The sequence below is a fragment of the Streptomyces spinosus genome (assembly GCF_020400655.1).
In the GTDB taxonomy this organism is placed as follows: domain Bacteria; phylum Actinomycetota; class Actinomycetes; order Streptomycetales; family Streptomycetaceae; genus Streptomyces; species Streptomyces argyrophylli.
This window is the reverse complement of record NZ_JAINRC010000044.1, coordinates 1-12,253: the sequence shown is the minus strand read 5'-3', so window position 1 is coordinate 12,253 and position 12,253 is coordinate 1. Positions and strand designations below refer to the sequence as shown.

The 12,253-nt window shown below is 74.8% G+C and carries 9 protein-coding genes; 4 read left to right on the top strand and 5 right to left on the bottom strand.

The window, feature by feature from the left end; translation table 11 throughout:
* Positions 1–111: 111 nt before the first annotated feature.
* Entirely contained in the window at positions 112–540 is a 429-nt protein-coding gene (locus LG395_RS40675; RefSeq protein ID WP_225814586.1) for an SRPBCC family protein, read from the bottom strand.
* Between the two features lie 121 nt (positions 541–661).
* Here LG395_RS40675 and LG395_RS40670 point away from each other — a divergent pair, with 121 nt between their 5' ends.
* Positions 662–1,201 (top strand): CGNR zinc finger domain-containing protein, encoded by a 540-nt coding sequence (locus LG395_RS40670; RefSeq protein WP_225814585.1) that lies wholly within the window; start codon positions 662–664, stop codon positions 1,199–1,201.
* A gap of 112 nt (positions 1,202–1,313) precedes the next feature.
* On the opposite strand, the gene LG395_RS40665 is transcribed toward LG395_RS40670, so the two are convergent.
* Together LG395_RS40665 and LG395_RS40660 are read right to left on the bottom strand one after the other, a co-directional pair.
* Positions 1,314–1,787, bottom strand: coding sequence for a Dps family protein (locus LG395_RS40665; protein ID WP_225814584.1), 474 nt, complete (start codon positions 1,785–1,787; stop codon positions 1,314–1,316).
* A 180-nt stretch (positions 1,788–1,967) separates the two neighbouring features.
* Positions 1,968–2,543, bottom strand: coding sequence for a TetR/AcrR family transcriptional regulator (locus tag LG395_RS40660; RefSeq protein WP_225814583.1), 576 nt, complete (start codon positions 2,541–2,543; stop codon positions 1,968–1,970).
* Between the two features lie 214 nt (positions 2,544–2,757).
* On the opposite strand from LG395_RS40660, the gene LG395_RS40655 reads away from it, so the two are divergent.
* Complete coding sequence (locus LG395_RS40655; protein ID WP_225814582.1) at positions 2,758–3,195, top strand: hypothetical protein; 438 nt, start codon at positions 2,758–2,760, stop codon at positions 3,193–3,195.
* Positions 3,196–3,355: 160 nt separating this feature from the next.
* Positions 3,356–6,301: a helix-turn-helix transcriptional regulator gene (locus LG395_RS40650; protein ID WP_225814581.1), complete on the top strand. Its 2,946-nt coding sequence runs from the start codon at positions 3,356–3,358 to the stop codon at positions 6,299–6,301.
* A gap of 86 nt (positions 6,302–6,387) precedes the next feature.
* Here the strand turns inward: LG395_RS40650 and LG395_RS40645 are convergent, their stop codons facing one another.
* On the bottom strand, positions 6,388–9,180 hold the full coding sequence (locus LG395_RS40645; protein ID WP_225814580.1) for an AAA family ATPase: 2,793 nt from the start codon (positions 9,178–9,180) through the stop codon (positions 6,388–6,390).
* A gap of 197 nt (positions 9,181–9,377) precedes the next feature.
* Complete coding sequence (locus tag LG395_RS40640; protein WP_225814579.1) at positions 9,378–11,663, bottom strand: ATP-binding protein; 2,286 nt, start codon at positions 11,661–11,663, stop codon at positions 9,378–9,380.
* Between the two features lie 258 nt (positions 11,664–11,921).
* Here LG395_RS40640 and LG395_RS40635 point away from each other — a divergent pair, with 258 nt between their 5' ends.
* Positions 11,922–12,209: a hypothetical protein gene (locus LG395_RS40635; RefSeq protein ID WP_225814578.1), complete on the top strand. Its 288-nt coding sequence runs from the start codon at positions 11,922–11,924 to the stop codon at positions 12,207–12,209.
* Positions 12,210–12,253: the final 44 nt, after the last annotated feature.

The window sequence follows — 12,253 nt, the reverse complement described above, 5'->3', positions numbered from 1 at the left end:
GACTGAACCCGGGCCGGTGCACATGCCGAAGGGGCCGACAGCGCGCGCTGTCGGCCCCTTCGGCATGCGGACCGCCGTTCCCTCCGGATCCTTCCGGGGCCCGCAGGCGGCTCATCGCGCCTGTAGGGGGCCCGAGAAGGACTTGCGCAGGGACGAGGGGGCGGCGAGGGGGAGGAGCGAGGCGAGCATCTTGCCCTTGAGGGTGCTGGGCTGCCGTGTCAGTTCGACGTCGACGCGGGTGCCGTCGTTCTCGGGAGTCATCCGGAAGACCCAGCCGCCGCCGGCTCCGAAGAGCTTGGAGTCGAGGGTGGTGACGGTGACCGTGTCACCGTCCGGCTCCCACTCGTAGCGTGCGCGCTCCCAGGCGGCGGCGGTGCCTTCGGTGACCTCGGCCCAGGTGTCGCCGAGGCCGTGGACCTCGAAGTGTCCGGCGTCGATCGTGGGCCAGGCCTGTGCCCGGGAGGGGCCGAAGTCGGTCAGTACGTGCAGCACGTCCTTGGGGCTGAGCGTGGACACGAGATGGAACCGTACGACTGCCATGGGGTTTCCTCACTGAGAAGTAACTGGTCTGACCGGTGACGTGAGATTCCCATGGAGGTTCGTCACCTGTCAAGGTGGTTACTCTGGAAGGGCGTCCACTTCCCTGTGTCAGGAGGACCGTGTGAGACATGAGTTTCCGTGCGGAACGCTCACCCTCGACTTCGTGGGGACCCTGCAGGAGCGACGTGCGGCGGTTCCGATCGAGCGGATCGGCGTCCCCGGGCTGCTCGACTCCTGGTTCGTGGAGTCCGGGCTGCTCGACGAGCGGCCCGCCTCCGACCACGCGGACCTGCGTGCGGCCCTGGAGCTGCGGGAGGCGATCTACCTGCTGGTGCGGGCACGGCTCGACGGCGCCGCCCTTCCCGCCGGCGCGGTCACCGCGGTGAACCGCCGGGCGGCCGGAGTCCCGGTGGCCCTGTGGCTGGGTCCCGGCGGCACGCGCCGCCGCGGTACGGCCGCCCAGGCCCTGGCCGACCTGGCGCGCGAGGCGGTCGAGATCGTCGCGGGCCGGGACGCCGCGCTGCTGCGCGAGTGCGGACGCCCCGACTGCACACATGTCTACCTCGACCGCTCGCGGGGCCGCCGGCGGGAATGGTGTGCGATGCGGACCTGCGGGAACCGCGTCAAGGCAGCCGCCCTGCGGGCGCGCCGCCGGCAGTGACGGTCCCGCGCCGGGGCGGACCCGCACACGTGTGCTGCGGGACGGCCCCCGCGAGGGCCGTCCTCGTGCCCTCTTCAGCCCGGTTCTCGCGGGGGACCGTCCCCGTGCCCCCTCAGCCCCGGTTCTCGGCCTGAAACATCCAGCTCTGCTTCTCCAGATCGGCGGTCAGGCCGATCAGCAGGTCCTGGGTCACGGCGTCCGCCGGGCCGGTCTCCTCGATGCGCTCCCGCACCCGCCCGATGACGGCGGCGAACGCCCGCACCAGGGCCTCGATCGCGTCGACGTCCCTCGTCCAGCCCGGCGCGAAGGCGGGCACACCGCTGGTGGCGGTGATGGTGGCGGCCCGGCCGTCCGGGCTGACGCCCAGCGCGGCGGCGCGTTCGGCCACCACGTCGGCGTGGTCGCGTGCGGTGGTGACCACTTCGTCGAGCTGGAGGTGGATGGAACGGAAACGCGGCCCGTACAGGTTCCAGTGCGCCTGCTTGGCCACCAGGGACAGGTCGAGCAGATCGACCAGGGTCGCCTGCAGGGCGTGCCCCGCGATCTCGCGCTCCTCGTCCGGCAGTGGGCTGTCGATGACCGTCATGGGTGTGCGGTTCCTTTCCTAGCGGTCGCCAGTCTCCTGTGATTGTCGAGGTCACGGGCCTGCCGGGGATCAGTCGTTTGACTGCCGCCCGGCGACGCGGAGACCACAGGCACGGCCGTGTGGGAGGGTCCGGGGACCGGAGGGACCGGCCGCGGCCACATGCCCGACGGGCGCGCGGTCTCAGTCGAGGACCCGCAGGGCCACGGCCACGGCCGGCTCCAGGAACGCCCGGTCGGCCCGCGCCTGGCCCATGACGTGCAGGCCCTGGATGAACGTGGTCAGGAAGCGGGCCACCTCCGCCGGACTGCGCTCACCGGACAGCTCCCCGCGTACCCGGGCGCGTTCGAGTGCCTCGGTCAGCACGGCCTCGATGGCGGTCACGGCCGTACCGGCCTGCTCCACGGTGCCGTCGTGCGCCGCGCGTTCGACGATCGCGTTGACCAGCAGACAGCCACGTTCCGGTTCGGCGGCGTCGGCCGTCACCATCGCGAGCAGCAGCCGCCGCAAGGCCGTGCGGATGTCACCGCCCGCCCGCACCTCCCGGTCCAGCGTCGCCACCAGATCGTCGCAGTACCGTCGTAAGGCCTGGGCGTACAGGCCGTCCTTCGAACCGAAGGCGGCGTACAGGCTGCCGCTGCCGATCCCCAGCAGCTCTGTCAGCCGTGGCATCGCCGTGGCGCGGTAGCCCTGCCGCCAGAACAGGGCCATGGCCTGTTCCACAGCCGCGTCGGTGTCGAATTGACGAGGACGTGCCACACCGAGATCCTTTCCGTCGGTTGCCTCGGCCCCGACTCTGACAGGTGCGGTCACCCGCGGCACCAGTCGATCGACTGCATACGTGACACGCGGGGAACCCTCGTCCGCATGCCTGGACTCCGACGTTCCATATCGATCCGGGCAGGGACATGTTCCCCTGGGTGTTGTGCGGTTAGCCTCGGAGCCATTGACGGCAAACGGCCCGAGGACCGACATGCAGCTGCACCTGAACCCCCCGCTGGAGCCTGCCGACGCGCCCCGGCACGCCGCAGCCATCGTCGCGGCCGCGGCCGACATCAGCGGTGCCGCGCTGGACTACAGTCCGGAGAGCATCCTGCTGGTGGAGGACATCGTCGACGGTTTCCGGGCCGAGGGAGTGACCGGCGAGGACATGGCGGAATCCCTCGTCGCCTTCGGCTGCTACGTCGGCGAGATCCTGACGCGTCACCACGGCGGAGCCTGGCGGCACGCCCCGGCGGCCACCCGTCCCGAGGCCGTCCCCCTCGTCGTGGAGCTGCCCGACGCACGGGAATGCCACCCGATCGACTGGGTCTTCGGCCGTCTGGAGTTCGGGACCGACGTCAGTATCCGCGACCTCTACACGGCGGCGGGCGCGGACAGCGCGTTCCCGCACGAGCGGACGTGTGAGTGAGCACGCGTCCCGGTGCTGGCACACGTGCGTGACGCGGTGAGAGTGTGGACGGACAGCCGTACGGAGGGGCGGTGAACGCGCGTGCGACAGGTGGGCACGTGCGCGGGAGGACGGCCGCGGGCACACCCGCGGCGCATCGGGGGATTCTGGGAGGCACAGGATGAGTGCGCACATCGGCTCGGACGACGCCGGGCCGGACGGCACCGGTCTGCTCGGCCGGGAGCGGGAACGGGACATGGTGGCCGCGCTGCTGACGGCCCTGCCCCGTGGCGAGGGGCGGGTGCTCCACCTGAGCGGTGCCCCGGGCACCGGCAGGTCGGCCGTCGTCCGCTTCGCCGCGGCGGCGGCCCGCCGCCAGGGCATACGTGTGCTGTCGACGTCGTGGGCACCCGGCGAACACGGACTGCCGCACGCCGCGCTGCACCGCCTCCTGCGCCCCGCCCTGACCGGGATCACCGACCTGCCGGCCCGCGAACGAGCCGTCCTGGACACCGCGTTCGGCGGCGGCGTCACCGCGCCGGGTACGGGGGAAGCGGATACGCCGGGTACGGGGGGACCGGACGCACCGGGTGCAGGAGAACCGGACGCGCCGGGTACGGGCGAGCCGGACCCGCCGGGCGCCCCTGAACCGGCCGCGTCGGCCACCTCCCGGCTGGCCGCAGCGGTGATGCGCCTGCTGACCGCGACACCCGAGCCGGTGCTGCTGTGCGTGGACGACCTCGACCGGCTCGACGACGCCAGCCGCGACACCCTGCGCGCCCTGGCCAGGCTCTGCGGCGGCACACGGGTCGGCCTGATCGTCGCCGGGCGGGCGGCCCGCGACGCCGGGCCGGTCCCCCATGCGGTCACGGTGAGGCTCGGGAACCTTCCCCCTCCCCTGGCCCGCGCGCTCGTCACCCGTGCCGGCCGGGCCACCGGGTACGCCGAGGAGCAGCTCGTCCTGGCCGTGGCGCGGGGAAATCCGCTCGCCCTGACGGAGCTCTCCCTGGACGGCGGCCATCTGGGCGACGCGGCGGGCTTCGGCATGCTCCCGGCGACCTCCCGGCTGGCCGAGGCGTACGCGGCGGACGTGGAGGGGCTGTCGGCACCGGCCCGCACCGTGCTGCTCATCGCCGCGCTGAGCGCCTCACCGGTCACCCGGGACGTCCTGCGCGCGAGCACCCTGCTGCTGGGCAGCGGCGGGGCGGCCCGCACCGGGCTCGCCGAGACGCTCGCCCGCGGACTCGTCACCGAGTCGGCCGGGGCTGACGGGGCTACCGGGGCTACCGGGGCTACCGGGGCTACCGGGACTGTGGACCTCGACGGAGAGGACGCCGAGGAGGACGGGCGGCTGTCCTTCCCCGAGCCGCTGCTCCGCACGGCCGTACTGCGCCTGGAGTCGGCGGCCCGGCGCCTGGCCGCCCATCACGCCCTCGGACGCAGCCTCGCCAGCCGTCCCCACGCCGCCTGGCACACGGCCCAGTGCGTGGCCGGCCCCGACGAGGAACTCGCGCGGCGGCTGGAGGCGCTGGCGGCCGGCCCCCGTCCGGGCACCGCCGTCCTCGTGGCCCTGGCCGCACTCGAACACGCCGCGCGTCTCTCCCCCGACCCGGAACGCAGGGCGGCCCGGCTGCTGCGCGCCGCCGAACTCGCCTGCGACCACGGTCTGACCGACCAGGCGCTCCGGCACGCCCGCCGGATCGACCCGAGCGAGCTGGGGACGTACGGACGGGCCCTGCTGCTGTGGGTGCACGATCTGCTGCCGGGCAGCAGCGCGGTCGGCCGGGAGCGGATCGCCGAACTGTGCGGGGCGGCGCGCGCCGTAGCCCCGCAGGACCCCGCGCTCACCCAGAAACTGCTGTACGCGGCGGCACGCAGGTGCTGGTGGCAGCAGGCCGGCCCCGGCGAACGCGGCATGGTCCTGCGGGCGTTCGAGGACCTGCGGTCCGGGCCCCGGGACGCACGGGACATCGCCGTCATGGCGCTGACCGCCCCCCTCTCACCGCTGCATGCGCAGCCACCGGACCCCGCGCCGGGACCGGCCCACGGTGACGAGCAGCATCTGGCCGGTCAGGTCGCCCACCTCGTTTCCGACCTCGACCGAGCCGCGCCCTTGCTCGAGGAGGCGGAGGCCGCCGTCCGCACCGGCGGCCGGTACGGGCGGCTGCCACAGCTCCTCGTGCCGAGGGCGATGGGCCGGATCTGGCTCGGCACCCAGTGGCACACCGCCCAGGCCCTGGCCGAGGAGGGCCGGATGATCGCCGGCCGGACGGGACAGCCCGACTGGGTGGCGAGGGCCACCGGCACGCTGGCCATCATCGCGGCCCTGCGGGGGCAGCACGACAAGGCGCTGGAGTACGCCGCGGAGGTCGAGGAGGCTTCCCTGCGCCTCGGTCAGAACCGGCAGCTGAACCTGGCCACGCTCGCCCGCGCCCTCACCGCCTCCGGCACGGGCCGGTACGTCGAGGCCTACGCCAGACTGCGCTCGCTGTTCACCGACCGGGCGGCGCCGTACGCCTTCGAGCAGGTCTGGGGGCTCGCCTTCCTGGCCGAGGCGGCGCTGCCCGCCGGGGAGCAGGCCGACGCCAGGACCGTCGTCGGGCACGTCACGGCCCTGACCGAGGCGGGACGCGCACCCCTGCCGCAAGGAATCCTGGCGTACGCCGACGCGGTCCTCGCCCCGGACGACGAGGCGGAGGACCGCTACCGCCGGGCGCTGCGGCCGGGAGCCGGCGCCTGGCCACTGCTGCACGGCATGACCCAGTTCGGCTACGGAGCCTGGCTCAGGCGCCGGCGCCGCGTGACCGAGTCCCGCACGCCCCTGGCCACCGCCGAGTCCGTCCTGCGGACCCTGGGAGCCCAGGCCCGCGCGGAGCAGGCGGCGTCCGAGCTGAGGGCGACCGGCCGGGCCACGGACGGGCACTCCCCCACGGACGACATGGCGCGCGTGCTGTCGCCGCAACAGCTCACCATCGCCCGCCTGGCCGCCCGGGGCCTGACCAACCGGGCCATCGGGGAACAGCTGCGCCTGTCACCCCGTACGGTCGCCTCGCACCTGTACCAGATCTTCCCCAAACTGGGCGTCTCCTCCCGCGCCCAGCTCGCCGCGAGGATCGGCTCCGACTGACGGACGGACTCGGCCGGGGGCGGGCCGCGGGAGGTCCGGGCAGCCTGCCGGCGAGGTGTGTCCGCGCGAAGGGGCCCCGGCCGCCGTCAGGCCGCCTGGAGGTCCCGCAGCACCTCGGTGAGCTGGGCCCGCGCCGTCACGCCCAGCCGGGGGAAGATGCGGTAGAGGTACGCGCCGATGGTCCGCGGCGCCAGGCCGAGCTGTTCGCCGACCTCGCGGTTGGACAGTCCACGGCCGGCGAGTTCGGCGATCCGCAGCTCCTGCGGGGTGAGCAGATCGCGGGCCGCGACCGGCCGGGACACGCCCGGTGCGGCGCCGTCAGCCCGCTCCCCGGAGGCCCGCAGCTCCCCGGCGATCCGCGCGAGGCGCGCCTCGGCACCCAGCATGGTGTACCCGGCCGCCGCCTGGCGCAGGGCCGCGCGGGAGTCGGCGAACTGCCGCCGGCGCCGCAGCCGCCTGCCCTGGGCCAGCCGCAGCGGTGCCTCCAGGCACGGCCAGCGGGACAGGTCCTCGGCGAAGGCCGGCCCCGACAGCGCCTGCTCGTCCTGGTCGTCCGCGAGGACGGCGCGTGCCACCGCGAGCCGGAGGGCGATCACCGGGGGGCACTCGGCACCCAGCTCCGCCTCGATCCGGTCGAGGGTCGCGCGCGCCTCCTCGGAGGCGTTCTCGGCCTCGGCGGCCTCCGCGAAGGGGACCAGGGCGGACAGCGCCGCCGGGCGGCTGCGCGGGTCTGTCAGGAGGGATGACAACGTTGGCCAGGCGGCCCCGGACTCGCCCGCCTCCACCAGTGCACAGGCCGTGCCGACCGCGAGCACCGCGTCGATCGAGCGCACCGAGCGCCGGGCCGCCTCCAGGTCCGCGGCACTGCCCGGACGTACCGTGCCACCGGTACGCAGAGCGCGTACGAGATCCTCCAGGAGGCGGGCGGCCGCCGCGTGGTGGTGCCGGCCGTACGCCTCGGCGAGTTCCGCGCACCGCCGGAACGCGTGGCCGCCCTGGCCCCGGTCGCCCATGGCCAGGTGCGCCAGCCCCTGCCGGAGCAGCACCCGGGGCAGCTGGTCGGACAGGTCGTGGAAGCGGTGGCGTCGCTCCGCCTGCCGGTACAGGTCCAGCGCCCGCTGCGGGTCACCCGCCAGCAGCGCGGCCTCGCCCAGGCGTTCGAGGTCGCGTACGGGCACGTCCGCCAGGTGCCGGACGGCGGACACGCCCGCGAGGACGGTCGCGGCACGGCGCACCGGGCCGGCCGTGGCCATGGCGTGCAGCAGCCGGGGTTCCTCCGAGAGGTCCGGCATCCCCTCGAGGAAGGCCAGCAGTGCCTCGGCGCGTGCGTCGTCGCCCGCGACCGAGGGCGCCGTGATCCGGGCCAGCTCCAGCGCGTTCTCCTGCTCGTCGGCACCGGCCGGCACGGGCCAGGCGGCGGGGTCGGCCGGCGGCTGCCCGCCGTTCCCGGTCCCGGCCAGGGCCTCGGCGCACAGCGTGCCCAGGGGGCCCAGCGGGTGGCGAAGTGCCCGGTGCGCCATCGTCCGCGTCATGCGCTCCAGGCCGAGGACGTGCGCGAGCTGGGCGGCCCTGAGGGCGAGGCGGCCCCGGTCCGCGGGCAGCGGGTGCAGGTCGGACGCCCGCCGCAGCAGCCGGACGGCCATGAAGGGATCGCACTGCTCCAGCGCCTGGGCGTGCACCGCCTCCAGGCGGCCGGCCAGCTCGGGGTCACACCCCTGGACCGCCTGCGACCGGTGCCACAGCATCTGCACCGAGCCCGGCGCGAGGACGGCCGCCAGGGCCGCGTGCGCGGCACGGCAGCGCCGCGGGTCGGTGCCGTGGACCACCGCCCCCGCCGTCGCGGGGTGGCCGAAGTGCAGCCGCATGCCGTCGAACGTCACGAGGCCCGCCCGTTCCGCGGGCTCCAGCGCGGTGAAGTCCGGCTCCGCGCCCCCGATCAGCGACGCCGCCGACAGCAGCAGCGGGAGGTCTCCCGCCGGGTGCAGCGCCGCCACCAGCAACAGGTCCCGCGTCCCGGAGGGCAGGCGCGCGGCGCCCGGGGCCAGGGCGGAGGCCAGCCGGTCGGACGAGGCGGGCACGTAGGGGGTCGCGTCCTCGGCACCGGCCGGGAGTTCCAGCAGCGCCAGGGGGTTGCCCGCCGCGGTCGCCAGCAGTTCGCGTACGGACCGCGCGTCCAGGCCCGGACGCCGCGCCGCCAGCAGCCGGGCGGACTCGGCCGGGTCGAGCGGGCCGAGCGGCAGCCGGGGAAGGCCCGCCAGCGCGGCCGGAAGGGTGCCGTGCGGACGGGAGGTCATCAGCAGCGCCAGCGGATGGCCCTCGGTCCGCCGGGCGACGAAGGTCAGCACGTCCCTGCTGGGGGAGTCCAGCGCGTCCCAGTCGTCGACGGCGACCAGCAGGGGCTGCCCGGCGCGGCTGACCGATTCCAGAATCCGCAGGACGGCGAAGGGCAGCCACGACGGCCCGCCCGGCGCGGGGGCGCCGTCGACCAGTACCCGCTCCACGGCGTCGAGCGGTCCGGCGGCCGATGACCCGTACGGGTTCGCCAGGACCGGCCAGAGAATTTGCAGCAGGCCGGACAGGTCGGGCGGGTTGCCGCCCCGGATGCCGGTGCAGCGCAGGACGCGCATGCCGCCGGCCGCCGCCTGGACGGTGGCTTCCAGCAGTGCCGACTTCCCGGCACCGGCGTGCCCGCACACCACCCGCGCCGCTCCGTGGGCACTCGCCTCGCGCAGGAAGTCCTCCAGCGCCCGCAGTTCCGGGTCGCGGCCGACGAGCCCCGGGCCGTCCGACAGCGCCCCGCGGCGCGGAGTGACGAGTGACAGCGCGGGCTGCGCCTCCTCGACCGTGACGAGAGGGGAGAGCCTGGTCTGCGCGTTCATCGTGCCCCCTGTTCCGTGCGAGCGTTCCCGCCCGTCCAGGGAGCGCTCTCGTGCCTGCTCCCATCCCACTGGAGCGGAGGCCGCGGAACCAGGCAGTTGGCATGCAGCTTGCGCCGGCACGGGACGGGCAGCGGGCGCACGGCGGCACCCTCGGAGCGGCCAGGGCACGGGGGGCGCCGCCGGCGACACCGGCCGGGTCAGGTCCGCTCGGTGGGTGCCGCGGGCGGCTCCAAGGCGTCCGCGTTGGCCCGCATCCGCTCGGCGCGCGGGCTGTGGATGGCGCTCAGCAGGTCGGCCGCCCGCAGCCAGCTCTCCCGCGCGCCCGCGCGGTCACCGGCCTCTTGTTGCGCGGTCGCCAGGTGGTCGAGCACCTCGGCCTGGTTGTAGCCGTCGAAGGCCTCACCGTACAGCCGCAGCGACTCCCGGTAGTCCGCCATGGCGGCGTCGAGATCGCCGAGGCGCTGCCGGGCGTAGCCCATGGTGTCCCGGGCGGCGGCCTCGATACGGACGTTGCCGTGCCGCCGCAGCAGCGGTACCGCCTCCGCGCACAGGGCGATCGTCTCCTCGTACCGGCCGAGGAGGGCGAGGTACCAGCCGACCGCGTTCATCTCGCGGGCCGCGGTGCCCTCGTCGCCCAGGGAGCGGTAGATCTCCAGCGCCCTGCGGGCATGGTGCAGGGCCTCGGTGTGGCGTTTCTGCCGGCCCCGCACCCAGCCGATGCTCCGCTCGGTGGCCGCGCGGTCCACCGGGTCCAGCCGGTCCAGCAGCCCGAGCAGCAACTCGACCTGCCGGTCGGCCTCGTCGGCCTGGCCGGTCTCCGCCAGCGCGCGGGACAGGTCCGCGGAGTTCCGCGCGATGGCGGCCGGTTCGTCCAGTTGCACGGCGGCGTCCAGGCCGATGCGTTTGGTCTCGATCTCCTCCGTCCAGCGGCCCGTGACGGAGTAGTAGGTGACCCAGTCCTGCGTGAGGTTCATGCGGAACCGCAGCAGCCGCGGGTCCTCCCAGGAACGCAGTGCCGCCGCGACCGTCGACTCCTCCTGACGGAACCAGACCAGCGCCTCCTCGCGGGTGTCGAGCAGGACGCGCACCGCTCCTTCGGCCGGGGGGCCGACCGACCTGGAGGCGGCTCGCCCCAGCAGCCGGTTGGCCCAGTGGGCGTTGTAGCGCAGGTAGTCCACCAGACGGGTCTCGGCGCCGAGCCGGTCGTCCCCTTCCCGTTCGACGAGTTCGACGCCGTAGGCCCGCACCAGGTCGTGGAGCACGTACAGTCCCTCGGCGTCCCGGGACAGCAGGTTCGCCGAGACCAGCTCCCGCAGGTGCCGCCGGGCCGCCGCCGTACCGACGCCCGCGAGCGAGGCGGCGGCCTCCGCCGACACCGACGGTCCCGGGCACAGGGCGAGGTACCGGAAGAACCGCGCGGTCCCGGGCGTCAGGGCCCGGTACGACCACGAGAACACGGCACGGACGTCGACGCGCCGGTCACCGCTGGACAGGGCGTCCAGCCGTGACCGGGAGTCCCGCAGTTCGCGCACCACCGGCCCCAGCGGAACCTGCGGCGACGCGCTCACCTGCGCGCCCACGATCGCCACCGCCAGCGGCAGGTACCCGCACAGCTCCACCAGCTCCGCCGCCGCCCGGGGCTCCGCCCGGCACCGCTCCTCGCCGATCCTGGCCGCCAGCGCGGCCAGCGCCTCCTCGCGCGACCACACGTCCAGACCGACCAGCGTGGCGCCCTCGGTCACGGCCAGGCCGGACAGCTGACTGCGCGAGGTGATGATGGTCAGACACCCCGGCGAACCCGGCAACAGCGGTCTGACCTGCTCCTCGTCGCGCGCGTTGTCGAGTACGACGATCAGCCGCCGGGGCGCCGCCCGCTCGCGGAACAGCGCCGCCCGCTCCTCGGTGTCGCGCGGCACCGAGGAGCTGGGCACGCCGAGCGCGTCGAGGAACCCGGCGAGGGCCGTGCCGGGGTCCAGGGGTTGTCCCGCGTCCTGGAAGCCGCGCAGGTTCACGTACAGCTGGCCGTCCGGGAAGCGGTCCGCCACCTGGTGGGCCCAGTGCACCGCGAGCGTCGTCTTGCCGACCCCCGCCATGCCGCCGATCGCGGAGATGACGACGTGTGCTCCCCCGCTCCCGGCCACGTGTGAGCCGAGCCGGCGGACGGCCGTGAGCGCCTCCGTCCGGCCGCGGAACGTCGCGAGGTCCGGCGGCAACTGCCGGGGGATCTTCTCGGTACGCCGCGTCGCCGCCTCCACGAAGCGCCGCCGCTCGTCCTCGTCGAGTTCCAGGGCGTCCATCAGCTCGCTCAGCGTCGCCTGCCGCGGCAGGCTCTGCCCCCGTTCCATGTCGCTGATGGCCCGCACGCTCACGCCGGACGCCTCGGCCAGGCTCTCCAGTGTCAGCAGCGCACGCTGCCGCGCCGCACGCAGCAGCCGGCCGAACTCCGCCTTGTCCATCCCCACCCCCAGTTCTGGAATGGTCATTAAAGCAAGAGGCGGGATCGAGCCACCACGCTGTCCACGACTGGAGACGGACACACTCGGCACGGGCCGGCACGTGTGACCGTGGCGCACGTCACGACGACAGTCATGTGACGCATGACGGGACCGGCGCGCCCCGGGAACACTTACGGAGTCGACGACCCGGCCGTCGTCGATCTGCCGCATGACGACCAGCCGCAATACAAGGGCGCGCCGAACGGCTCATCGTGGCCCTCGCGCATGGCCCGAAGGGCGTTTCTCATGGTCACCAGGACTGTCTGGCTCGTAGGGTTCACGTTCCGCTCCGACCGGGACCGACCGGTCCGGCACTTCTACGTCGTCCCGGAGGCGGCCGACGCCGCTGCCGCGAGGGAGAGCGCCCTGCGCAGGGCCCGCACCACCCGGGAACGCGCCCTGCGCGGCGGACTCGACGTCGACGAGGCCACCGCCGAGACGCGCCGGCTCTTCCGCGACTGTCTCGGCGTCTGGCGCCTGGGCGGCCGGGGGCCTTCTCCCGACGAGCCCTCCGGATTCCCGTCCGCCGCGTGATCCCGGCCGGCCTCCTCGCCACCGGTTCAGTCGGTGGCGTGGTG

Coding starts and splice junctions, on each gene's coding strand:
- LG395_RS40675 (WP_225814586.1), bottom strand. CDS start 540: ATGGCAGTCGTACGGTTCCATCTCGTGTCCACGCTCAGCCCCAAGGAC.
- LG395_RS40665 (WP_225814584.1), bottom strand. CDS start 1,787: ATGACGGTCATCGACAGCCCACTGCCGGACGAGGAGCGCGAGATCGCG.
- LG395_RS40655 (WP_225814582.1), top strand. CDS start 2,758: ATGCAGCTGCACCTGAACCCCCCGCTGGAGCCTGCCGACGCGCCCCGG.
- LG395_RS40650 (WP_225814581.1), top strand. CDS start 3,356: ATGAGTGCGCACATCGGCTCGGACGACGCCGGGCCGGACGGCACCGGT.
- LG395_RS40645 (WP_225814580.1), bottom strand. CDS start 9,180: ATGAACGCGCAGACCAGGCTCTCCCCTCTCGTCACGGTCGAGGAGGCG.
- LG395_RS40640 (WP_225814579.1), bottom strand. CDS start 11,663: ATGACCATTCCAGAACTGGGGGTGGGGATGGACAAGGCGGAGTTCGGC.
- LG395_RS40635 (WP_225814578.1), top strand. CDS start 11,922: ATGGTCACCAGGACTGTCTGGCTCGTAGGGTTCACGTTCCGCTCCGAC.